Annotated in this window: 16 protein-coding genes and 2 tRNA genes; 12 read left to right on the top strand and 6 right to left on the bottom strand. The window is 42.1% G+C overall.

What is annotated here, in order from left to right; all coding sequences use genetic code 11:
* Positions 1-6: 6 nt before the first annotated feature.
* The 3 genes from NO991_RS07290 (at position 7) to NO991_RS07280 (ending at position 1,491) form a co-directional block, all read left to right on the top strand.
* Positions 7-82 (top strand) — tRNA-Lys (locus tag NO991_RS07290).
* 129 nt (positions 83-211) lie between these two features.
* Positions 212-1,252, top strand: coding sequence for a quinolinate synthase NadA (gene nadA / locus NO991_RS07285; RefSeq protein WP_371351879.1), 1,041 nt, complete (start codon positions 212-214; stop codon positions 1,250-1,252).
* A 151-nt stretch (positions 1,253-1,403) separates the two neighbouring features.
* Positions 1,404-1,491, top strand: a tRNA-Ser gene (locus NO991_RS07280).
* Between the two features lie 204 nt (positions 1,492-1,695).
* On the opposite strand, the gene NO991_RS07275 is transcribed toward NO991_RS07280, so the two are convergent.
* Together NO991_RS07275 and NO991_RS07270 are read right to left on the bottom strand one after the other, a co-directional pair.
* Complete coding sequence (locus tag NO991_RS07275) at positions 1,696-2,799, bottom strand: FRG domain-containing protein (RefSeq protein WP_371351878.1); 1,104 nt, start codon at positions 2,797-2,799, stop codon at positions 1,696-1,698.
* 663 nt (positions 2,800-3,462) lie between these two features.
* Positions 3,463-3,987: a carboxymuconolactone decarboxylase family protein gene (locus NO991_RS07270; RefSeq protein ID WP_371351877.1), complete on the bottom strand. Its 525-nt coding sequence runs from the start codon at positions 3,985-3,987 to the stop codon at positions 3,463-3,465.
* Between the two features lie 229 nt (positions 3,988-4,216).
* On the opposite strand from NO991_RS07270, the gene NO991_RS07265 reads away from it, so the two are divergent.
* Complete coding sequence (locus NO991_RS07265) at positions 4,217-5,101, top strand: AraC family transcriptional regulator N-terminal domain-containing protein (protein WP_371351876.1); 885 nt, start codon at positions 4,217-4,219, stop codon at positions 5,099-5,101.
* Positions 5,102-5,128: 27 nt separating this feature from the next.
* On the opposite strand, the gene NO991_RS07260 is transcribed toward NO991_RS07265, so the two are convergent.
* On the bottom strand, positions 5,129-5,527 hold the full coding sequence (locus tag NO991_RS07260; RefSeq protein WP_371351875.1) for a DUF2750 domain-containing protein: 399 nt from the start codon (positions 5,525-5,527) through the stop codon (positions 5,129-5,131).
* 85 nt (positions 5,528-5,612) lie between these two features.
* Positions 5,613-6,194 (bottom strand): TetR/AcrR family transcriptional regulator, encoded by a 582-nt coding sequence (locus tag NO991_RS07255; RefSeq protein WP_371351874.1) that lies wholly within the window; start codon positions 6,192-6,194, stop codon positions 5,613-5,615.
* A 284-nt stretch (positions 6,195-6,478) separates the two neighbouring features.
* On the opposite strand from NO991_RS07255, the gene NO991_RS07250 reads away from it, so the two are divergent.
* The 8 genes from NO991_RS07250 (at position 6,479) to NO991_RS07215 (ending at position 21,890) form a co-directional block, all read left to right on the top strand.
* Positions 6,479-7,522, top strand: coding sequence for an alkene reductase (locus NO991_RS07250; protein WP_371351873.1), 1,044 nt, complete (start codon positions 6,479-6,481; stop codon positions 7,520-7,522).
* Between the two features lie 212 nt (positions 7,523-7,734).
* Positions 7,735-10,092: a TonB-dependent receptor domain-containing protein gene (locus tag NO991_RS07245; protein WP_371351872.1), complete on the top strand. Its 2,358-nt coding sequence runs from the start codon at positions 7,735-7,737 to the stop codon at positions 10,090-10,092.
* 56 nt (positions 10,093-10,148) lie between these two features.
* On the top strand, positions 10,149-11,276 hold the full coding sequence (locus NO991_RS07240; protein ID WP_371351871.1) for a sulfatase-like hydrolase/transferase: 1,128 nt from the start codon (positions 10,149-10,151) through the stop codon (positions 11,274-11,276).
* On the top strand, positions 11,273-12,334 hold the full coding sequence (locus NO991_RS07235; RefSeq protein ID WP_371351870.1) for an alkaline phosphatase D family protein: 1,062 nt from the start codon (positions 11,273-11,275) through the stop codon (positions 12,332-12,334). The genes NO991_RS07240 and NO991_RS07235 overlap by 4 nt, the downstream gene beginning before the upstream one ends.
* A 153-nt stretch (positions 12,335-12,487) precedes the next feature.
* Positions 12,488-15,832, top strand: coding sequence for an exodeoxyribonuclease V subunit gamma (gene recC, locus NO991_RS07230; protein ID WP_371351869.1), 3,345 nt, complete (start codon positions 12,488-12,490; stop codon positions 15,830-15,832).
* On the top strand, positions 15,819-19,394 hold the full coding sequence (recB, locus tag NO991_RS07225; RefSeq protein ID WP_371351868.1) for an exodeoxyribonuclease V subunit beta: 3,576 nt from the start codon (positions 15,819-15,821) through the stop codon (positions 19,392-19,394). The genes recC and recB overlap by 14 nt, the downstream gene beginning before the upstream one ends.
* 44 nt (positions 19,395-19,438) lie before the next feature.
* Entirely contained in the window at positions 19,439-21,448 is a 2,010-nt protein-coding gene (gene recD / locus NO991_RS07220; RefSeq protein ID WP_371351923.1) for an exodeoxyribonuclease V subunit alpha, read from the top strand.
* Positions 21,435-21,890, top strand: coding sequence for a GNAT family N-acetyltransferase (locus tag NO991_RS07215; RefSeq protein ID WP_371351867.1), 456 nt, complete (start codon positions 21,435-21,437; stop codon positions 21,888-21,890). The genes recD and NO991_RS07215 overlap by 14 nt, the downstream gene beginning before the upstream one ends.
* Here NO991_RS07215 and NO991_RS07210 read toward each other — a convergent pair.
* Together NO991_RS07210 and NO991_RS07205 are read right to left on the bottom strand one after the other, a co-directional pair.
* Positions 21,887-22,516 carry a trimeric intracellular cation channel family protein gene (locus tag NO991_RS07210; protein WP_054553032.1) on the bottom strand — a complete coding sequence of 210 codons (630 nt, stop codon included), beginning with the start codon at positions 22,514-22,516 and terminating at the stop codon, positions 21,887-21,889. The genes NO991_RS07215 and NO991_RS07210 overlap by 4 nt on opposite strands.
* 116 nt (positions 22,517-22,632) lie before the next feature.
* Positions 22,633-23,922: an amidohydrolase gene (locus tag NO991_RS07205; protein WP_371351866.1), complete on the bottom strand. Its 1,290-nt coding sequence runs from the start codon at positions 23,920-23,922 to the stop codon at positions 22,633-22,635.
* Between the last annotated feature and the right edge of the window lie 52 nt (positions 23,923-23,974).

Genomic DNA, 23,974 nt, shown 5'->3' with positions numbered 1-23,974 from the left:
CAGAGCGGGTCATTAGCTCAGTTGGTAGAGCAGTGGACTTTTAATCCATTGGTCGATGGTTCAAGTCCATCATGACCCACCATTCCTGATTTATCTTTTCTTTCTAAGTTATCCTTTATTTATCTTAACAGCTCACAGCAATACTGTTCATTAGCTTAAGATTCTCGTATAATTCGCGCCATGAATGCACTGTGGACTAAGTGGTCGAGAAATGAGTCTAGCTGAACAAATTATGCCTGAAGATTATATCTTCCCTCCAAAGCCAGCTCCGTTATCAAAAGACGAGCAAGTTGAGTACAAGGCACGTATCAAACAATTATTAAAAGACAAGAACGCGGTTCTTGTTGCCCATTATTACACTGATCCTGAAATTCAAGCACTAGCTGAAGAAACAGGCGGTTGTGTTGCTGACTCGCTAGAAATGGCGCGTTTTGGCGCTAAGCACGACGCAGATGTAATTGTGGTAGCCGGTGTTCGCTTTATGGGCGAAACAGCAAAAATCCTAACGCCAAATAAAACAGTTGTTATGCCAACGCTTGCTGCAACCTGTTCATTAGACGTAGGTTGCCCAATTGAAGAATTCTCAGCGTTTTGTGATCAGCACCCTGATCGCAAGGTAGTAGTGTATGCAAATACATCAACCGCTGTTAAAGCGCGTGCAGATTGGATTGTTACTTCTTCATGTGCCCTAGAAATCGTTGAGCATCTTGATGAGCAAGGCGAAAAAATCATTTGGGGTCCAGATAAACACTTAGGTTCTTACATTCAAAAGAACACAGGTGCAGACATGATCATGTGGAATGGCGCCTGTATCGTTCATGATGAGTTTAAAACCAAAGCACTTAAGGATATGAAAGCCTTACACCCAGATGCGGCTGTATTGGTTCACCCAGAGTCTCCTGCGGAGATAGTAGCCTTAGCTGATGCGGTTGGCTCAACAAGCCAACTAATCAAAGCAGCGCAAACTATGGACAACAAAAAGTTCATCGTCGCGACTGACCGAGGTATTTTCTACAAAATGCAGCAGTTATGCCCAGAGAAAGAATTCTTTGAAGCCCCAACAGCGGGTGAAGGCGCAACATGTAAAAGCTGTGCACATTGCCCGTGGATGGCGATGAATGGCTTAAAAGCGATTGAAGAAGCACTGACAGATCCACAAGGTAAAGAAGTGTTTGTTGATATGGACTTACGCGAAGGGGCATTAAAGTCGCTTAATCGTATGTTAGAGTTCTCAGCATCGCTTCAGCGTTAAGAACGACCGTCTATATACTTAAGGCAAGGTGTTTACCTTGCCTTTTTTGTTTGATTACTAATCACTTAGCAGCACAATTTTAAAAAGCCCTTGCGTCTGTAGGGTTGTTTTCATACTATAACGCCGCTGCTAAACTCTAAGCAGCGCCTTAGGTGACGTGTCCGAGTGGCTGAAGGAGCACGCCTGGAAAGTGTGTATACGGCAACGTATCGAGAGTTCGAATCTCTCCGTCACCGCCATCCTACCTCAAAGCCTTTTATCCTGTGATATACAGCCACTTCTGTTTAAAAATACTGTACCAAATGCCTTCTATGATTAGTCCTGAAAAGCATGCCAAAAACTTGCGTCAACCCTTTCTGTCGAATTGTTTATTTTGACATTTGGGAGTCGTTATCGTTTAACTATAAGGAAGGCGAATATTCTCGAGCTAATTTTCAAATGGTCTAAAAATATTGCTCTTTTAGAGCCTTACATACTCCATCTATACCTGGGAATAAACTAGCTGATGTTACTCCCATTATTTGTAGTTCGTGCATAGCTTTGTCTCTATCATTGTATGGGATATCAATAATCGTTAATACTTTTTCACCTTTTAGCTTTTCGTGAAAGCGGATAAAATTTTCTATCCTTAATACATTGCTGAATGTTACCATTGCTTGTTGCGGAAATGCACGTTGATTATCTCTAGATTGTAAGAATAAAGGTGTAAAGGTCGGTCTAGGGTCAACGAGGGTGTCAACTGTCCCTGGGCCTATCTTTTTCCATTTGAGCCAATCCAAAATAAATACTCTGACGTGCCCCTCTATGGTTGGCCTTTTAGGTACCTCTTGGAATGCAAAGTAAGAGGCGACAAAAGGTGATTCTGACCAGTCGAGTAATGGAGTAGGAAAGCCATGATGTTGGGCAAGAAATAATAGCTCGCCAAACTCTTGGGCGTCTAGAGTGTTTAATTTTCGGTTTAAAAGAGGAGTTAAATGTCTTTGTAATGTGGTTACGTCCTCGTGAACGTAGCGTGATAATTCTCGTCGATTTTGCCTGTGAAAGTTAGTTGTTAACCTAAAGGTTGAATCTTTTTGACCTCTGAAAATTAGATCGCGGTTTTCTTTTTTAGCATCTAAAGACCATTTACTAAATTCTTCCCACGTCATTACTTTATCTGCATGGACTTCTTCGTCGGCTTCCTGATAGCGAAGCTTAAAGGTTCCTTTTGTATTTTGGTCTGAAGACCATTCACCTTCTAGGTTATTGTTGTCAGCTATAGCACCTTTTAGTGTTGTTAGTTTAGGTATTAAGCAATTAGGTTTATTGATTTCTCCATCGGAGTTATTAAAAAAAAAAGGCCTAAAGTTAGCTACCGTAGCTGAAATAGCCTTATTATCCGGTTGTACAATAATGTCGGCATTAAAAGAAGCCTTATGTTCGGTGTCAAAATCGAAAACTGAAATAGTACCAGTGTTGGGCTTATCAAAGTCTATATTTAAAAAAACGATAGCCTCATTAGTGCCTTTTATCTGTCCAATCCATTGGCCCCATAATTCTTGTGGCATAATTATTCTTCTCTAAATTTAAGTATTAACAATTGGTTTAACTTAACATCTGTTCATTACGAAATATCAGTAATAATATGAGGTTATGTATAGTTATTTTCAACGTAAACCCTAATAAATTCGACTTCACAATAAATTAAGTAAAGGTCCTTATGAAAAATAGCTTTAGATGAACAATAAAAAGGGTCAACTTTCAAAACCTCCCAGAAATGGAGAGGCATGAAAAAGTTTTATATCAAGACCCATAGAGGTCGTTAACGTCTTTCATATTGCCTTAATTAAAGCTCTCTGAATATACCCATGGTCTCCCATAAGAACTATCAGAATTGCTTTGAACAGCTTTGGGGGCAGTAAATTACTACATCCATTACCCTCAAGCCTGTTGGCTTTCTTTGGTTACACTCCCATTAGCTGTAACGTAAGCTATTTCTTATGACGGCAGGAACCCCTGGCTCATGCTTGTTTTAAATAGCAAGAGTGTAGATAGAAGGGGTTCACGATAACTCTGTGGGAACTTTCTAAGGTATAAGTAAAGACATTTAATGAAGGAACGTTCTTTTAGACGCTCACATCTAAGTACCATAACTTTAATTTATTATGTGTTAATTAGTTTACCTACTTTTCTTAAAAAGATGATTCCAATCTCTCTGGCATTTCTTAAATTTACCCCACCATAGCAAAGTGCTTTTCAAGATTACATTTAGCGCGCATTGCTATGTGGCTATTGACTTTCCTAGCAAGTTCTATCACTAATAATTCAAGTTGTTCACGGCTATAACCAAGCAGTACACAGCGTTTAAGTTGCTCGCTAACTAAGCTGCTGGCATCGTCTAGCGCAAATAAAGCGCCTAATGAGGCAAGCTCAAATACTGTGTTGTTTTGCTGATCTAAACCAAAAGGTAGTTGGCCGAATGTGAGTGCGGTTTTTAGCTGCTGCTCTGTGCGTTTGATAAGCAACGCATTTGAACCTTGAATATTATCAAGTGACTTTAAAATCTCTAGCGCCAGCAATGCTTTTGGCACCCCTGAATACACACTAATATGCGGTAAAATATCACACAACTCTTGCATTGAAACACCATCATTCAATGCGTGCTGACATGCTCGTTTTAACAAAGGCTTGTCATGAACGGTGACCAAAGCAGCGATCGCGACAAACACAAATAAATCCGTGTTGTTATGGTTCATAATATCTCTTTTGATTTTAGGTATTGAATATATTGAAGTTTTGTAGCAGTTGCTGATTACATAGAGCATGCAATCGAAAAATTGAAAATACATTATGGTCGATGATGGCTATTACTGCTTGCCATAAATGATTTAATTTTTGCCTAAAATAACGAACTGTTACCTAAAATGGTCCTAACCTCAAATTACGGTGATACACTTAATTGAGTATTTATTTGAGGTAATCTAAATGCGTCAGGCATTAATAGAAGCAGTGAAAGCAATAGCGATTGCAGACGGTAATTTTGAAACAGGGATTCCAGAATTATTGGTGTTCAGACGAAGCGAAGTTACATTACCGATGGCCTGCGTGTATGAGTTAGGGCTGGGTATTAGCTTGCAAGGTGCAAAGCGAGTTGTGCTGGGTGAACATAGTTATGATTACACTGACGGGCAATCGCTGGTGACCTCAGTCGACGTGCCTGTTGCCTCGCATATAACTCAAGCCAGTAAAGAGCAGCCATTTTACGGTCTTTACTTACGCTTAGATGCTCATGAAATCAGCCACATTGTTGCAGAAATGGAGTTCGCAGGGCAAGACAAGTTTCCCAAGCACCAAGCTATGTCGGTGGTTGATACTGATAATGGTTTGCTTGACGCTTTACTAAGGCTTATTCAACTCGACAAAGAGCCTCAATTAAAAGCTAACCTAGCGCCACTTATTAAAAAAGAAATTATATTGCGTTTGTTAAATAGCCCGCATAGCCCTTTTTTAAGGCAAATTGTGATGTCTGGCTCAGCCCATCAAAAAATCGCTAAGACCTTGTGTTGGTTAAAAGAAAACTTTACCAGTCAATTTTCAATTGATGATTTAGCCCGTGATGCACACATGAGCCCGTCGACATTCAGACTGCATTTTCGTGATGTAGTAAAGATGAGCCCGTTGCAATACGTAAAAAATTTACGGCTACAAGCGGCAAGACAATTAATGCTGAATGAGCGAATTGATGTGGGCTCTGCAGCTTTAAAAGTGGGTTACGAGAGCCCATCGCAGTTTAGCCGCGAGTACACACGCTTTTTTGGCAAGCCACCGATTAAAGATATTTCAGCACTGCGGTTACAACAAATCGCATAAAAAAGGGAGCGCATGGCTCCCTTGTATTTAAAATCGTCTTTTTGGCATGCTCAGTTGTGAGTCAAACTCATCGGGGAATAAAATGGTGCCGTCGTCTTGGTCTGTTGGAAATACAGCAATAAGTAAGTCATCTTGTTCAAGGCCTGGTGTCCAGCGGCTTAACCAGTCTTTTACAGGGATGGCTTTTGGTGTGCAGTCTTGCCATTCACCGGTTGCCCAGCTTTGGGCAAATTCGCGGCTAGGCCATACAGGCACGCAGTCGTCGTCTTCGTTTGAGAGCATGACGCAGCCATGTTCATCATTGAGGATCCACACTTGTTTAAACTCTTGTACCGTTTCAAACATATAAGCGAGTCGTTTCTTTGCGCCTAAGGCGAGTACAGTATCAAATTCAGTTTCAACACGTTTAGCAGTTGCATTATTCATGACAGGCTCACTCTTTTAGTTATACACAGCTACACCTTAATCATAAGGTGATAAATTAATATGACAAGTAAAGTTATTAGCTAAATTAATTTACTAATGCAGCAAATAGATCGTCAGCAAGTTGTTGCAGAGATTTAGGGTCTTGATTTGTCAGCGCATAGGTACGAATACCGTATATGCCCATGACTAAAAAGCGTGCAAGTTGTTGCGCTGACTTGCTACTTACAAATTCGTTGTTATTTAGGGCTTTTTGAAGTTGCTCGGCGAGGGCATGCTCGTATGCATTAAGGTTGCTACGCAGCACAGTGCAAATTTGTGGGTCATTGCCTTCAACCTCAGAAATACTCTTTGTAAGTAAGCATACTTTAGCTACTTCACCTTCAATACACTCATCAACAATCACAGTTAAGTAATGTTTAAGAGTTGATAAAATTGATTGTTGGTCATTAAAAAGGGCTGTAAATTGTTGGTTTCTGTCTTTTTGATATTGCTCGGTGGCGGCTAAAAACAAGCCTTTTTTGTTGCCATAAGCCGCGTAAATAGAACCCGGGTGAAGGTGAGTCACTTCTTTTAATTTTTGCATACTGGTCTTCGCATAGCCATATTTCATAAAAGCATGCATGGCTTGGCGTAGTACAAATTCAGTATCAAATTCAGCAGTTCTCATTAAGGCTCCTCACGCTTTATGATACCAATCCGCAATAATACTTAGTCATTTTGAGGGATTAAACCTGTCGCTACCCGCGTTAAAAATTTCTGATTTAGAACAACTAAATAACGAAATTTTTGCCTTGTTATCAACGAGGTTTTCTTGCCTCAAAATAGACCACTTAATTAAGCGAATTGGTATAAACGAAGTTTACGTAATCTTGAACGATTATTCAAAATAAACCTTGAAGTATGTTTGTTTCGCCCTTATCTTGAATGTATGTTCAAGATAAGGATAAAACCATGACAACCGATTTACTTTCTCCGTTTAAACTAAATGACAGCATTGAGTTGCAAAACCGTGTACTAATGGCACCCCTTACACGCTGTATGAGCGACGATAATCTCGTACCTACCCAAGCAATGGTTGACTATTATGCGCGCCGTGCTGATGCGGGCTTAATTATTAGCGAAGCAACGATTATTCGCCCAGATTCACAAGGTTACCCAAATACACCAGGTCTATTTACTAGCGAACAAATTCAAGGTTGGAAGAAAGTCACCGATGCTGTGCACGCAAAAGGCGGCAAAATGTTTGCTCAGCTTTGGCACGTAGGTCGTGTTGCTCACCCTCACTTTTTTGGTGGTGATGTACTGGCGCCATCAGCCATTGGTGTTGAAGGTTCGGTACCGAGAATGCGTGAGTTAACTTACGTTACTCCAAAACCGGCAACCATTGAAGACATCCAAGGTTTAATTGCTGACTACGCAAAAGCCGCCGAAAACGCAATTGAAGCGGGTTTTGACGGGGTTGAAATTCATGGTGCAAATGGTTACTTAATTGATCAATTCTTACACTTTGCTGCCAACCAACGTGAAGATCAATACGGGCAAACACCAGAAAACATGTCACGTTTTGCTCTTGAAGTCGTTGATGCAGTAGTTGCAGCAATTGGTGCAGATAAAACTGCATTACGTTTATCGCCAGGAGCGTATTTTAATATGACCGAAAGTGACGGTGATAAGGCGGTATTTGATTATCTATTGCCAGCCCTTGAAACGCGTAATCTTGCGTACTTACATGTTGGTATTTTTGATGACAGCATGCGCTTTGCAAGCTTAGGTGATAAGTCAGCATCTGAATATATGCGCGGTGCGTACAAAGGTACCTTAGTCGGGGTAGGTAGCTATAGCTTTGAGACAGCTAATCAAGCTATTGATAATAACCAATTTGACTTAATTGCGATTGGTCGCCCATTCATTGCGAACCCAGATTACATCAGTAAAGTTAAAAATGGTGAAGCGTTAACACCATACAGCGACGAAATGCTGGCTGAACTGATTTAAGCAAACCTAATAATATTGTCCAACCAACGAGCGCTCAGTTAATTTAACTGGGCGTTTTTTCTAATACTTTCTTATTTATTAAACAGTTAAGTCTTAAATCTGCCATGAAAATGCATTAATTGTTTAATTGTTGTGTCAAAAATTTTGACCCTAAATGTCATACACGCTCTGCATACTGTGCCCGCTTTTAAATACGTAACCTTGGAAAAACAATGAGCACAGTAACTAAAAAAACAAAGCTAAGCCTTGTAGTAGCAACGCTTTTAGCAACATCGGCAAATGCAAACACGAATAACGAAATTGAAGAAATTACCGTTGTTGCAAAGCCAACCAGTTATGCAAATAACGTTATTGAACCTGCCATGCTTGAGCAACAAAGTTCAGTATCAAGTGTGTTAGCCGTGATTGATAACCTACCGGGTATTAGCATCAACGAAGGTGATGCATTCGGTGGTGACGACTGGTCAACCACCATTACTATGCGTGGCTTTAGTATCGATGGTAATCAACAGCAATTAGGTATGACGATTGATGGTATTCCTAATGGCGGTTCTAACTATGGTGGCGGTGCAAAAGCAAACCGTTACTTAGACAGCGAAAACTTAGCAACGGTTGAAGTAGGGCAAGGTACGTCTGATATTGCTTCAGCATCACTCGAAGCATTAGGCGGTACTTTCAATTTTGTGAGTGCTCAACCGAGCACTGAGCAAAGCACTACGTTTGCTTACACAACGGGCGATCATAACGCTAGCCGTTACTTTGTTAAGCACGAAACTGGCACTGTGTTTGATAACACGCAAGCCTATATCAGCTATTCGCAAACAGACACCAGCCGTTGGGTTGGAGATGGTAGCAATGGTGGTAAAGACAACCAGCACATCGAAGCGAAGTTTGTATCAGACTTTAGCGACCTAACCGTAACAGGTCGTGTTTCGTATGATGATGTTCACGAAATTAACTATAACAGCATTAGCATTAGCGAGTTTGAACAAAACCCTGATTGGGATCGTTTAACTTGGAATTGGACTGGCGTGCCGCATTTTGATCAAATGTTTGCTGAGGGCTGGGGTACACTGCGTGAAAATACTCTTGCGTATGTAAAGTTTGATTACGCATTAGGTGCCACTTCAAACTTAAGCTTGTCACCTTACTATCATAAAAATTCAGGTCGTGGTGATTGGATCCCGCCTTATTTAACATCACCGGTTGATGGTGATGGCAACCCAACAACAATTGGGGGCGAAAACGCTGGCAGCTACGGCTTCACCGACAGCGACGGTAATCCACTTGCACCTGCTGCAGGCTGTACGGCAAGTTTAGAGTGGCCATGGTCTTCAGGCCCTGGCTTAAACCCAGCCTGTTACCCAGATGATGCGATTCCGGTTATGTCGTATCGTCATACTCACTACAAAAAAGATCGCTTAGGTATGACCGGTGAATACCAAGTAACCCTTGGCAACCATGACATTGAAGCTGGTTTTTGGTTTGAACAAACAGACCGTGATGAGTCACGTGACTGGCATAAAGTTATTGACGCCCGTGTCTATCATCACTTTGACCATACGCCGTATTGGACACAGTACAAGAACACCTTCGAAACAGATACATTCAAGTGGTACGTACAAGATTCAATCAGTTTAGGCGACTTCACACTTAATTTAGGTGCTAAACAGTACTTTGTTGAGCTTCAGCGTTATAATCATTTTGAAGATGAATACTCAGATAAAATCGACAGTGATTCAGACGTACTATTCAGCGGTGGTGTGCTGTATCAGCTATCTGCAAGCACAGAGCTATTCACCAGCTACAGCGAAAACTTTGCGGCAATTAAAGATGGTGTACTTGAACGTGATTCATCAACACTGACCGAAATTGAACCTGAAACAGCTGAAAACATCGACCTAGGTGTGCGTTACAGCGATGACCGCTTAAGCTTAACAGCAACCGCTTACAGCATTGAATTTGATAACCGCATTACCTTTATTGCTCCGGGCAGTGATACCGATGGTATTGACTACACCATTGGCACGAACGGTTCTTACATCAACGTAGGTGGTATTGAGTCAACAGGTGTTGAGCTTTCAGCAAGCTATATGCTGACTGACAAATGGAATCTTTACACATCGTATACCTACAATAACTCTGAGTATCAATCGAACGATCCAAGTGCTTACAAAAGCGATGGTGAGTTACTTGAAGATGCAACAGCCAGCTTTAAAGCGGGTGATGAAGTGATTGACTCAGCACAAGATTTATTTGTGGTATCAGCAGATTACTACAGTGGTGATTTCCGCTTTGGTTTATCAGCTAAATACACAGGTGAGCGTTTAGGTGCATGGACTGATGAACAAACCCGTTCACGTAACGAGGTTGATGGTTACACCTTGGTTGATTTAAACATAGGTTATAACACCAGTCTTGATTCTGGTGTGTTTAAATCACTCGACCTTGCATTTGTGGTGAATAACCTGTTTGATAAATCTTATCTAGCAGGTGGTACTGGTAATGGTTCAACCTACTTTATTGGTGCACCACGTACAGCTGCTCTAACACTTACAGCGCAGTTTTAAGCAATAAGCTAACGTTTAAACAGCCCATCTTTGATGGGCTTTTTTGCAGGTGAGATATGAAAAAAATAATTTTAGCCACGGCGGTGGTGGCTGCATCACTTTTAAGCATAAGCTGTAAAGCTGCCGACAATGTTGTGCTTGTTACTCTTGATGGGCTTCGCTGGCAAGAAGTGTTCTCAGGGGCAGATGAGAACCTTATTGATAACACTGATTTTGTTGCAAATACAGATGAACTAAAGGCTCTTTTTTGGCGAGATGATCAAGCACAGCGTACTCAAGCGTTAATGCCATTTTTTAGCGAAACATTGGCAAAGCAAGGCGTTTTGATTGGCGATAGAACTCAAGGCTCATTGATGTCGGTAAGCAACCCGTGGTATTTCTCATACCCAGGTTACAGTGAAATTTTAACCGGCATAGTAGACGAAAATATCGATAGCAACGATAAAGTGCCTAACCCCAATAAAACCATTTTAGAGAGTTTAAATTCTCAGCCAGAGTTTAAAGGTAAAACCGCGCTTTTTGGTAGCTGGGATGTGTTTCCCTATATTGTAAATCGTGAGCGCAGTGGAGTGTTTGTTAATGCTGGCTTTGAAACTTTTGATGCGGTGAAGTCAGCCGAAGTGACTCTGCTAAACCAAATGCAAAGCGAGATCCCAAGCCCTTGGCATAATGTGCGCCTCGACAGCTTTACCTACCGATTTGCCAAACAATATTTATTAAATAAACAACCGCGTTTGCTAGTTATTAGCTTGGGTGAAACCGATGACTTTGCTCATAACGGTAAATACGATGCCTATTTAAAATCGGCTAAACAAAGTGATGCGTTTATTCGTGACCTTTGGCAAATAATTCAACAAACACCGGGCTATAAAGACAATACCACATTGATCATCACCACCGATCATGGCCGCGGCAGTCATGCTGATGATTGGCAACACCATAGTTCGAAGCGTGCTTTAGCACGTTCAGAGCAAGGAAAGCAGCGTTTTCCAAACGGCATTGTCGGCTCTGAACATATTTGGTTAGCAGCCATTGGCCCAGATATAAAAGCAACAGGCTTAATTAAGCCCAAAAAAGAGCTAAAACAAGCGCAAGTAGCGGCAACTGTGCTGAATATTTTAGGCGTCAACAGTCAGCAAGTTAACCCGAAGATGGCCGCGCCAATTAAGGAGATTTTAAAATGAGTTTAACGCTTAGTTTGTTTAAAAGCGCCTTATCTGGGTTAATGCTGGTTAGTAGTGTGAGTGCGATTGCCGCGCCAAGTAAAATTTTGTTTGGCTCATGTGGTCATCAAGACAAAGCTATTCCAATTTTTGATGCCATCAACAAAGAGCAAGCCGATTTATTTATGTTCCTTGGCGATAACATTTATGGTGATACCGAAGATATGTCGGTACTTGCCGATAAATATCAACGTTTAGGGCAAAAGCCGGGCTTTAAAACATTACGTGCGAATACGCCTATCATTGCTATGTGGGATGACCATGATTATGGCGAAAATGATGCTGGCAGCGAATACCCCAAAAAACAGCAATCACGAAAAATCATGCTCGACTTTTGGCAAGAGCCTGCGGATTCTGCTCGCAGAACTCGCGAAGATGGTATTTACACTTCGTACACGTACGGTGAAGGTGAGCAAACAGTAAAGGTGATCATGCCTGATCTGCGTTTTAATCGCACACCGTTGAATCACGTATCGGCGATGACCTATCAACATGAACGAAAACCTGCAAAACAAGGGCCTTATAGCCCAACAACTGATAAAAACGCCTCTATGCTTGGCGAAAGCCAATGGCAATGGCTTGAACAAGAGCTCAAGTCAGATGAAAAGATAAAAATCATTGCCTCAAGCTTGCAGCTATTAGCTGATTTTACAGGCTGGGAGTCATGGGCAAATTATCCAGCTGATCGTGAGCGTTTATTTGCGCTTATTAAAAAGCATAAAGTAAATGGTGTGATTATTGTCAGTGGCGATACCCACTGGGGTGAGCTGTCTAAGTATCAACAAAACCTAGATTACCCGTTATATGAGATGACTAGCTCTGGGCTTACAGAAAAGTGGAAAGATGTTAGCCCTAATAAACACCGTGTGGGTGATTACACTCATGAGGTAAACTACGGCGATTTAACAATCGATTGGCAAAAAGCAGATCCTACCATTCGTATTGCGCTTAAAGGTATTAAGGGTGATGAGATAATGCACACCGAGTTCGCGTTATCGACGATAAGCCCATACCAGTAAATATTGCCTGCTGTGCATATCCTTAACATATGCCCGCAGCTCATGCCTGCAAACATGGAATAAGCCTTGTTTGCGGGTATTTCTCTCTATCCCATCTAATTAAAATATCTTACACTGTGTCAATTAGTTAGTTTCAAGCAAGGACAGTGTAAAGTGCTGAATATAATTCAATCAAATCGCATGGAAGCACTGCAAGCGCGGTTTCACGCTCTTCTTAAAGTTAATCCGCTAACGAGCCCTTTTAAAAAAGAAATTGTGCTCGTGCAGTCACCGGGTATGTCGCAGTGGCTAAAAATCGGTTTAAGCGAACACTTAGGGATTGCCGCTCAGGTTGATTTTCCGCTGCCTTCGAGTTTTATATGGCAGCTTTACCAACAATTATTACCAGATGTACCCAGTGAATCTCCGTATAACAAAGCGAACCTTGCTTGGAAGCTGTTTGCAATTTTACCAAACTGCATTGATGAGCCGCTGTATTTACCACTTAAAACCTATTTAGAAGGTGATAGCGAAGGCCAAAAAACCTTTGCCTTGTGCGAGAAAATTGCCGACGTTTATGACCAATACTTAATGTATCGCCCTAATTGGATTGCCACTTGGGAGCAGGGCATTGATGAACTTGATGATGTTGATGTGGGCATTGCACCATGGCAGCCAGATCTTTGGCGTAAGCTGGTGGCGCACAGTAAAGAGCTTGGGCAAAGCCAATATCACCGCGCCAATATGCAAGATAAACTCCTTGCAGCCCTTGAAAAAATGGACGCAAGCCTATTACCTGAGCGCATTAGTTTATTTGGTATTTCTGCAATTGCGAGCAGCCAGCTTGAAGTGTTTCAGGCCATTGCGAAAAAAACGCAGGTGTTTTTGTTTTTCTTTAACCCGAGTGAGCATTACTGGGGCGACACGCTCGATGAAAAAACAGCAGCCAAGATTGCCGCTAAATATGCCAAACGCCCGCAGTTACAAGCGCTTGAAGACAGCGCGAAAAACCCTGATCACGAGTACTTTTTTATCGGTAACCCGTTACTCTCGTCGTGGGGTAAATTAGGCCGAGATTATTTTGAGCAGTTACTGCAACTAGATGCGCAGTGGCTTGATGGATTCGATAACGAGTTTGATCAAAGCTTGTTATCGCAAATACAGTCTGAAATTTACCAATTAGCTTTTAAGGGTGAGTCATTAACGCCTGATAAAGAATGGTTTATTAATGACGAAGGCAAGTTGCCAATTCAGGCAGACGATACCAGCATTGTGCTGAGCGATTGTCACACGCCACTTCGTGAAGTAGAACGACTACATGATTACTTACTCAATTTATTCAATGAAAATAAAGCGCTAACACCAAAAGATATTATTGTAATGATGCCTGATGTTGGCACATACAGCCCGTATATTGAGGCGGTGTTTGGTGGTGCCGAAGGGCGACGTTTTATTCCTTATGCGTTAGCCGATTTAGCGATAGAGCAAGAAAAACCAGTACTTAGCTCGTTTGCTAGTTTAGCCGATTTACCTTACTCACGCTTTGGTGTGTCTGACATTCTTGATTTACTGCAAGTTACACAAATTGCCGAAAAGTTTAACCTCGAAGCCCATGAATATGAGCAAATTGGTTTTTGGCTTGAACGCGTTGGCGTTAAATGGGGCTTAGATGCCGCCCACAAAGACAGTTTTGGCTTACCCGCAATAGATTTAAATACTTGGCAACATGGCCTAAACCGCTTGTTATTAGGTGTTGCACAACGTGATGAGCAATTACCGTTTTCGGGGATTTACAGTGCCGATGAAGTTGAAGGTATGGCACTGAATACCTTAAATAAACTTATTGAATTTATTGATGTACTGGCCCGTTATAAAACTAAGCTGCAAGCTGATGCACCGCTTAACGAAAAAGCTGAGGTTCTAAAAGAGTTATTAAGCGATATATACAGCGATGAAGGCGAACAAAGCTGGGATTTATTAGTACTGCAAAAAGTGCTCGATACACTAATTAAGCATTATGACAATGGCGATTACCAACAAGCTGTTTCGCAGCGCATTGTGAGTTACTTGGTTAAACAAGGTATTCAAGAAAAAGGCGTAGGGCAGCGCTTTTTAGTGGGGCAAGTAAACTTTTGTACGTTGATGCCAATGCGTGCGGTGCCATTTAAAGTGGTGTGCATGCTAGGTTTAAATGATGCAGATTACCCGCGTACCGTTCAGCCAATCGGTTTTGACTTAGTGCCTTTCTCAAAACGCCAAAAAGGCGACCGCTCTCGCAAACTTGATGACCGTTACCTGTTTTTAGAAGCGATTTTAAGTGCCCGTGAGAATTTATACATCAGTTATATTGGCCGTTCTTGTTTTGATAACCAACCAAGAATGCCCTCAACTTTAGTGAGCGAGCTTTTGGAATACATAGCCCGTAGCTTTGAGTTTGCTGATCAAGACACTCACTTAAAGCTACCAGAGGCGCTGATTAATTATCAGCACTTACAGCCATTTAACCCGGCTTATTATCTGACCACTAACAAAGAAGGTAATAAAAGCCAAACTGATGACGAGCAAAAAGCAAACAAACAGTTAGCCACACAATTACACAGCTATAACCCTGTGTGGATGCCAACTCAAGCTGTTAACCCTGAGCCACAGAAAGCGCTTAGTGTACAGCCAGAAAGCAGTGTTGAGTTAACTCAGTTTATTCGCAGTATTTGCCAGCCGCACGAGAGCTTTTATCAACAAAGTTTGGGTTTACGCTTACCGCAATTTAACGATATTGCTAAAGATGAAGAGCCATTTAGTTTAGACGCATTACGCCGCTACTTTTACCTTGACGAAATTCTCGAAGCGAGCATTCAAGAGCTACCGCTTAACAAAGCTCAAATAATGCAGCGCGGTGAATTACCTCAAGCCCATGTTGGCGATCTTGTGTTTGAAAGTATGCAGCACCGAGTTGATGCGCTTGCTGGGCAAGTAAAAGCGCATATTCAAGGTGATGAAGCATTACCCGTTGAAGTAAATATTAAAATAGCCAACACCACTTTAGAAGGTTGGTTAAATCATATTTATGGTCAAAAACAGGTGTTTTATCGCACCGCCAGTATTAAAGCAAAAGATGTAATTCGTGGCTTTGTGCATCATTTAGCGGCGCAAATAATGGGCCAGCCGGTTGAAACCCTTATTCTTGGTTTAGACAAGCAAATTAGTTTTTCACCCTTGTCAGAAGACGATGCCCGCAAGTATTTAAACGATTGGTTCTCGCTTTATGAAACGCTTTTAACTCGTCCAGTGGCGTTTTTCCCGGTCAGTGGTTACGAGTACATAAAAACAGATAAAGACATGGTTAAAGCATCCAATAAATTCGCGCCGCAATACATAGGCATAGGTGAAGGTGAGAACCCATACATTCGCTTAACCATAAAAAGCCTTAAAGACTGTGAAGAAGAGTTTATAAAATGGAGCGAGCTGCTGTTATCGCCACTAGTTGAATTAGCACAGGAGGCCGATCATGCAAACGCTTAATCCAATGAGTATGGCGCTGTGTGGGCAAAGCCTTATTGAAGCCAGTGCCGGTACAGGCAAAACCTACACCATCACAGCTTTGTATTTACGGTATTTGTTGGGCTTACAAAAAGCGACTGGTGAAGATGAAGCATTAAATACGCCTCTAAATGTTGAGCAAATACTGGTGGTGACCTTTACTGAGGCTGCAACTCAAGAAATTAAAGACCGTGTAAGGGCGCGTATAATCAATGCCAGAGATGCTCTGCTTGGTAAAAAGCCTGATGATGAGCTGATTGAGCAAATAATTAACGAGGTAACTGACAAACACGCCGCATTTGATTTGCTAGACGCTGCGGCAAAGTCGATGGATGAAGCCGCTATATTCACCATTCATGGTTTTTGTCAGCGAATGCTGAAACAACATGCCTTTGAATCCGGCGTGGCGTTTAACTTAGAGTTTATTTTAGATGAGCGTGAGCTCATTCAAGAAACCCTTAATGACTTTTGGCGTGCCTTTGTTTACCCACAATCAAAAGAGCGCACGCAAGCAATTACCGATATTTTCCCTGTGCCAGCGTCACTGTACTCACAGGTGGTGAGTTTACTCAATAAACAAGGGGCAACAATTACCCCTGAGTATGACCTTGATGAAATATGGCAAGCGCGCGACAACTTTGTGGCAAAAGTACCAGCATTTAAAAAGGCGTGCCGTGATAGTGAATTTATTAATGCCGTAAAAGCGTCTGATTTAAGTGGCTCAAAAACTCCAGGTCGAAAAAACAGCCTTGCTGCGCTTGAAGAGTATATAAACAATGATGAGCTATTTTTTGTATTTGGTACCAGTAAATACTCGTTCGAAGTGTGGAGCACAGAGAATTTAAGCGACCCTGCAAATTATAAGAAAAACGGCAGCTTGCTGAGTCATGAAATGCTGGCTCAGTTTGATGAAATGGCTAAACTCAGTAGCCTTATCAATAACGGCTTGAATATTGCGATACTGCAATACGCAGCTAAATGGGTCGCAAATGCATTAGTTAAACGTAAGCAAGAGCAAGGCGTTATTACTCCAGATGATTTACTGAGTAACTTGCATCAGGCACTTTTAAGTGAGCAAGGCCAAGCGTTAAGTGAAAAAATTGCGACTTTGTTTCCGGTTGCCATGATTGACGAATTCCAAGATACCGACCCAGTTCAATATGGTATTTTTAGCCGCATTTATGGCATTAAAAACACCACGCTTGCCATGATAGGTGATCCAAAACAGGCTATTTATGGTTTCCGTGGTGCAGATATTTTTACTTATATTGGCGCAAAACAAGCTGTTTCAGATGATAAGCAATACACCCTAGATACCAACTACCGCTCAAGTGAAGGGGTTGTTGATAGCGTAAACCGTTTATTTGCTAAAAATGAAAATAGCTTTATTTACAACGACGCAATCCCATTTCAAAAGGTTAATGCGAAGGGAAAACAGCAAGACAAAGCGTTTTTAATAAACGGTGAAATGCCAAGTGCGTTTGAATTTTCGGTTTTTGTTGATGAATACGCCGAAGCGAACAACAAGCCAACCAGCAAAGGGGTGGCTCAACAGGCATTGGCTTTGCAGTATACGAAAAAAATTACTGAGCTACTCAAGCAAGCTGATGCAGGCGCTGCAACTATTGCAGGAAAGCCTCTCACTGCCGCCGATATCTGTGTGTTAGTGCGTGACCGAAACGAAGCACAGTTAATGAAAACTGCACTGGCAGAAGCCGCCATTGCCAGTGTGTATTTATCGCGAGATAGTGTTTTTAACCAAGAACTTAGTCATCATTTACTGAACTTTTTAACGGCATTGCATGGACAGTATGATGAATCATTACTGCGTGGTGTGCTTGCTGGGCCATTGTTTTGCTTAAGCTACAACCGCATTTATGAGCTTCACGAAAATGAAAGTGCATGGCAAGAGCATTTAAACTTTTTTGCTCAGCTTGCTCACATTTGGCATAAACAAGGCGCTATGGCGATGCTCGAGCGTTTATTAAGCCATAATGAACTTGCAGCTCGTTGGCAAGGCTTAGGCTACAACGTTGAACGCTGGCTCACCGATTTCCGTCATTTAGGGGAGATCTTACAGCAAAAGCAGATTGAGCTTGAGGGAACCCATCGATTGCTGCGTTGGTTTGCGCAAAAAGTCAGTCAACAAGATGGTGAAGCGGTGCAAGTTCGCCTAGAAAGCGATGCTAACTTGGTGAAAATTGTCACTATGCACGCCTCAAAAGGCTTAGAGTACCCGATTGTATTCATGCCGTTTGCCTGTGGCTATCGCGAAAGCAAAGAAGCCCTTTACCATAAAGACGGTAAGTTGATTTATGACCTTGCTAAAAGTGACGACGCAATGCAAAAAGCAGAGCAAGAGCGCTTAGCTGAAGATTTACGTTTACTTTATGTGGCATTGACACGTGCCGTGCATTTTTGTTCTGTGGGTATGTATAACATTGCCCAAGGTCGTAGCGCTCGCCCTGGTATTCAAAGTACCAGCATTGGCCACGTATTATTTGCAGGGTTAGAGGTTAAATCGGGCGATGAATGGCGCGCGTTGTTACAACAATTTTGTGAAGGCTCTGTGCACATACACTATGAGGCATTTAGCCAAGCAGATGAGCTTGAAAAGTTAACATTTGCTGGTACAGACAGTGAGCAAGCCTATCAAGTTAATACTGTTAAAGCAGACATTCAGCGTGATTGGCGCTCAACCAGCTTTAGTAGCTTAACGCTGAAAAAGCATACTGATCATATTGAACTTGGCCGCAGTGATGAAGACCACGAAAAAGATGAGTTTTTAGCCCAAAATGCCAATGCTTTAACACCTTACAGCTTCCCAAAAGGGGCAAAGCCGGGTAGTTGTTTGCATGAAATATTTGAGCAATTAGACTTTACCGACCCTTATGCGTTAACGCGCCCAGCCAGCGAGCAAGATGACCACGCCCTTGATAAAGTGATCAAAACGTTATTCGAAAAATACCATATTGACGATAGCTGGCAGGAAATGACCGAGCAGTGGATCCTTGCTGCACTGAATTGCCCACTAAACGATAAAGGGCTTAGTTTATCAGTACTTGAGCCCGATACCTGTTTGGTCGAAATGGAATTTAACTTACCGCTGTTATCGCTCTCAAGCGATAAGCTTAACCAAGTGTTAGTAAAACACTTTAACTTACCCGGGCAGCTTGATTTTAGTGAGGTACAAGGCTTACTAAAAGGCTTTATCGATTTAATATTTTGCTGGCAGGGTAAGTATTATATTCTTGATTATAAATCGAACTTTTTAGGCAATAGTGCGGCTGACTACCAACATGAACAACTAGAGCAAGCCATGACCAGTCATCAGTATCATTTGCAGTATTTAATTTATACCGTGGCACTGCACCGTTTATTAAAACAACGTATTCAAGATTACGATAGCGATACGCATTTAGGGGGTGTTTACTACACCTTCTTACGTGGTATGAGCGAAGGACAAGGGGTGTATTTTAATCAGTTAACAAAACAGCAGATAACTGAGCTGGATAGCTTATTCGCACAAGGAGCCATGCTATGAGTCAACTGACATTCGGCTTTGATGACCATGAGCCAAACGAGCCAATGAATAAGCAGCCAGAACAACATGCCCAAAGCGATTTAGTGTTGCCTGCCACAGAACTTAAAACACAGCCTTTACTGAGTTATTTACTTGAGGCAAAACGTATTCGCTTAGTTGATGTTAAACTCGCAGAGCTATTGACTGGCACAGAAACACTGGTAGAGAATAACGAAGCAGCGCACAACGAAGTGTTTTACCTGATTTTATTACTTGCGGCCGCGCAGCAAAGTCAGCACAGCTGCTTAGAGCTCGTGAATATAAACTGGCAAAATCCGTTTGAAATTAGAGAGCAAAGCTTTGTTGATGCCAGCATTGCAGCCCCTGATGTTTTAACCCCGTTTGCTCTGGAATTTGGCCTTAATGAGGCCGTTAAAAAACTAATGAATGCTGAGTGTGTCGGGGACGACAAGCCACTAATGTTGTTTGCGAATAAACTTTATTTTGCCCGCTTGGCAGAGTACGAAACCACACTGGCTTCGCGTTTACATCATTTAGCAACGAAAGAACTCACCCTTGATGAAGCCGAATTAACGTCATTACTTGAGGTGTATTTTCCTAGCAGTGACCATACAACCAACCTAAGCGATCCTATTAAAACATTAAACTGGCAAAAAGTAGCCTGTGCGATTGCTGCAACAAAAGGCTTTAGTGTGATCACTGGGGGCCCAGGTACAGGTAAAACTACCACAGTAACTAAGCTACTGGCCATTTTACAATCTTTGTATGCCAGTGCACCGCTAACAATAAAGCTGGTTGCACCGACAGGTAAAGCGGCAGCGCGTTTAACCGAGTCGATTTTAGGGGCAAAGCAAAAGCTTAATATGATCCCTGATAATATCGCGCCACTTATTCCAGACAGTGCGCAAACGATTCACCGTTTACTAGGCGTTGTTCCGCATACCAATAAGTTTCGCCATAATAAGCGTAATCCGCTGCATTTAGATGTACTGATCATTGATGAGGCATCGATGGTTGATTTGTCGCTTATGGCAAAACTAATCGAGGCACTACCGAGCCATGCAAGACTTATTTTACTGGGAGATAAAGACCAATTAGCCTCGGTTGATACGGGCAGTATTCTTAGCGACCTATGCCAAGGGTTAGAGCTTGGCAAAATGCCTGATTACAGCAGTGAAAGAGCAGCGCAGCTTAATCGCGTTTGTTTTAATAATCAGAGCGAAATACCCGCGGCAAGCAGTCATTTTGTACTTAACGATTGTATTGCGTTTTTACAGCAAAGTTATCGTTTTGATGGCAGCAGCGGCATTGGTCAATTAGCTCAAGCTGTAAATACCAATAACAGTGGTTTACTGGGCTATGTTGAGCAAACGATTAATCAAGGTGGCTTTAAAGACCTTAAACTTAATTACAGTGTAATTAGTAAACCGATAGAGCAGTTTGTGCAACAAGCGGCGTTGCAATATCACGATTATTTGCAGCTTATCCAGCAAGGGGCAAGTGTTGCCAGTGTGCATAAAGCCTTTGCGCATTATCAGTTGCTAGCTGCCGTCAGAGAGGGTGATTACGGTGTAAATAGCCTTAATCAGCGTATTGAAAAAGCACTGGCTCAACAAGGTTTAATCTCGCCATATCAAAGGCATTACGTGGGTATGCCAATTATGATCAGCCAAAACGACTACCAGCTAAAACTGTTTAATGGCGACATAGGTATTTTAATGCACGATGAGCAAGGTCAGTTAAAAGCCATGTTTGTTGATGAACAAGAAAATATTCGTGCCTTTTCGCCCGCACGTTTACCTGCTCACGATAAAGTGTATGCCATGACAATTCATAAGTCGCAAGGTTCTGAATTTGCTTACACAGCAATGATTTTACCACCAATAAAACAGGCTAATCAGGGCATTAACAGGCAGTTGGTTTACACGGGTATCACCCGCGCGAAAACCACACTTGAGCTGGTGGCCGATAAAAATGTATTGCTCATGGCAATGAATAAATCTGTTACTCGTGCATCGGGTTTATACGATAGGTTAAAACATGAAGCTAGTTAAAGTAACGAGTGACCAACTCAACGAGTTAATGGGTTGGTTTAACTCAGAGGCTGAACTGCGTATTTGGTCTGGGCCATTTTTTAATTACCCATTTGATACGCAAAGCTTTAAAAATGATTTAAACCCAGATGCGCTGAATTCCTTCGCGTTGATTAATGACGAGGGCCAGATGTTAGGGTTTGGTCAATACTATTTACGTGAAGGTCGTTGCCATTTAGGGCGGCTAGTTATCGCGCCAAGTGAACGTGGTAAAGGTCTTGCAAAAATGTTGATAAATTTACTAGGAGAGCAGGGTAAACAGCAACTGAACTGCGATAGTTTGTCGTTGTTTGTGTATAGTCACAACACCCTTGCTAAAACAGCTTATGAAAAAATGGGGTTTATACAAACCCAGTATCCATCGGACATGCCACTCGATGGCTGTATTTATATGACTTGCTAAGAGCGTTTAAAGCTGCTTTTACGAAACAGGTTAGGTTGCCAACCAAAGTGTATGGCGCCTAATCTTAAACAGACCGTCACAGCGAATGCGCCAAGAATGCACCAAATATAACTCACCTCCAGGGTGAATAAAGCCGCGTAAGTTAACCCGCCAGATAAGCAAGCGGTGGAATAGAGTTCTTCGCCCATTACTAAAGGCACTTCTCGGCAGATCACATCACGCATCAGGCCACCAAAAATACCTGTGGTCATACCCATGGTGATGGCTACAATCATATCTGCGCCGCCGATCAGCGCCTTTTCGATACCAATAATGTTGAAAATTGCCATCCCTACGGCATCCATTAATAGCATGGTGGTGTTACTTAAATCGGGTAAGTGACGAATTGATAGAATAGACGCGAATATGGCTATGTAAGTTGCGTACAAATAATCGGGTTGAGCTATCCAAAATACAGGTTTGTTAAGCAATATGTCTCGAAGTGTGCCACCACCCAGAGCTGTGACTGTGGCAACCACCACCACACCAAAACCACCAACACTTTTTTCATGGCCCAGCAAGGTGCCGGAAATAGCAAAAAACGCTACACCGATAATGCTTAAAAAATGAAAGTATTCTGATGTCATGGGGTTTCCTTACCTGTTTATAGTAACTAAACCCTAGCAAAATGAACTTTATTGATGCTGAACAGCTAAGAAAATAGGGCGGGTAGTGATGTCACCCGCCGGTAAGAAAATAATTATTATTTTAGGTAATCAACCACTAATTGCGTCATTGCATTTACGCCAAGCTGTAAAGCTTTTTCGTCTGTAAAAAAGTGTGGTGAATGGTTACTTGGTGCTGTAACTGCATCTTGACCTTTTGGTGTGACACCTAAGAAAAAGAACATGCCTGGTGTTTCTAAGGCGTAGTAACTAAAGTCTTCAGCACCTGCGATAAGTGGTGTTGTGATCAGGTTTTCTTTACCAACTACACCAGCAAGTGTTGGTGTCATTTTCTTGGTTAATTTAACATCGTTCACTGTTACTGGATAACCATGGTCAATGTGAACATGGGCTTCTGCGCCACTTGATTCAGCTACCATCTCAGCGGTTTTAGCTAAACGTTTTTTAATGTCAGCACGCATTTCTTGGTCAAAGGTACGAATTGTGCCCACCATTTCAACTTGATCAGGGATGATGTTGTTACGCACACCGCCATTAATGGCACCAAATGAAACCACAGAAGGCGCTTTGGTCACATCAACTTGGCGAGAAGCGATGGTTTGTGTTGCCATAATAATTTGTGATGACGCCACAATTGGGTCAACCCCATTCCAAGGGCGAGAACCGTGAGTTTGGCGACCTTTTACTGTGATAGTAAATTTATCGGCGCTGGCCATTAGCGGCCCTTCACGAAAACCAATTTGTCCGGTATTAAGAGAGCTGGTTACGTGTAAACCAAATACGGCTTCTGGCTTTTCTTTAAATAAGCCTTCTTTAAGCATAAGCTCAGCACCACCTTCTTCGCCATCTGGTGCACCTTCTTCAGCAGGTTGGAAGACAAACAGAATATCACCCGCGAGCTCTTCTTTAATTTTTACTAAAGACTCAGCGGCTGCCATTAAAATAGCCACATGGTTATCATGACCACAGGCATGCATTACGCCAACGGTATTACCTTTGTACTCTGTTGTTTGAGTTGACGCGAAAGGTAAGTCTACTTGCTCTTTTACAGGGAGTGCATCCATATCAGCACGCAGCGCAATAAGCGGGCCTTTTTTGCCCCCTTTAAGTTTGGCAACCACACCGGTATGAGCCACACCTGTTTGAACCTCAAGGCCTAGAGAACGTAAATGCTTAGCCACGTATTTAGCTGTTTCAAACTCACGGTTACTAAGCTCTGGGTATTGGTGTAAATGACGGCGCCATTTAATGACTTTTTCGCTGACGCTTTTATTTGCAGATTTAAGTTCAGAATTAATATCACTCGCAAATGCAGGGGTAGAAATAGCACTGAGAAGTAGGCTGGTCGAAAGTAGTTTGTTTAACATCCCGTATCCTTTTATTATTTAGATATCCAAACAATCTGTGAAACGCTGAATT

The sequence above is a fragment of the Pseudoalteromonas sp. DY56-GL22 genome, assembly GCF_041414715.1.
GTDB lineage: Bacteria > Pseudomonadota > Gammaproteobacteria > Enterobacterales > Alteromonadaceae > Pseudoalteromonas > Pseudoalteromonas simplex.
Note: the sequence above shows the minus strand (reverse complement) of the source record. Positions and strands in the feature narration are given on the sequence as shown.

Bases quoted from the DNA above. Each gene is read 5' to 3' on its own strand.
- NO991_RS07215 (WP_371351867.1), top strand. From the start codon at position 21,435: ATGAAGCTAGTTAAAGTAACGAGTGACCAACTCAACGAGTTAATGGGT.
- NO991_RS07260 (WP_371351875.1), bottom strand. From the start codon at position 5,527: ATGAATAATGCAACTGCTAAACGTGTTGAAACTGAATTTGATACTGTA.
- recB (WP_371351868.1), top strand. From the start codon at position 15,819: ATGCAAACGCTTAATCCAATGAGTATGGCGCTGTGTGGGCAAAGCCTT.
- nadA (WP_371351879.1), top strand. From the start codon at position 212: ATGAGTCTAGCTGAACAAATTATGCCTGAAGATTATATCTTCCCTCCA.
- NO991_RS07240 (WP_371351871.1), top strand. From the start codon at position 10,149: ATGAAAAAAATAATTTTAGCCACGGCGGTGGTGGCTGCATCACTTTTA.
- NO991_RS07235 (WP_371351870.1), top strand. From the start codon at position 11,273: ATGAGTTTAACGCTTAGTTTGTTTAAAAGCGCCTTATCTGGGTTAATG.
- NO991_RS07245 (WP_371351872.1), top strand. From the start codon at position 7,735: ATGAGCACAGTAACTAAAAAAACAAAGCTAAGCCTTGTAGTAGCAACG.
- NO991_RS07250 (WP_371351873.1), top strand. From the start codon at position 6,479: ATGACAACCGATTTACTTTCTCCGTTTAAACTAAATGACAGCATTGAG.
- NO991_RS07210 (WP_054553032.1), bottom strand. From the start codon at position 22,516: ATGACATCAGAATACTTTCATTTTTTAAGCATTATCGGTGTAGCGTTT.
- NO991_RS07205 (WP_371351866.1), bottom strand. From the start codon at position 23,922: ATGTTAAACAAACTACTTTCGACCAGCCTACTTCTCAGTGCTATTTCT.
- NO991_RS07275 (WP_371351878.1), bottom strand. From the start codon at position 2,799: ATGCCACAAGAATTATGGGGCCAATGGATTGGACAGATAAAAGGCACT.
- NO991_RS07270 (WP_371351877.1), bottom strand. From the start codon at position 3,987: ATGAACCATAACAACACGGATTTATTTGTGTTTGTCGCGATCGCTGCT.
- NO991_RS07255 (WP_371351874.1), bottom strand. From the start codon at position 6,194: ATGAGAACTGCTGAATTTGATACTGAATTTGTACTACGCCAAGCCATG.
- NO991_RS07265 (WP_371351876.1), top strand. From the start codon at position 4,217: ATGCGTCAGGCATTAATAGAAGCAGTGAAAGCAATAGCGATTGCAGAC.
- recD (WP_371351923.1), top strand. From the start codon at position 19,439: ATGAATAAGCAGCCAGAACAACATGCCCAAAGCGATTTAGTGTTGCCT.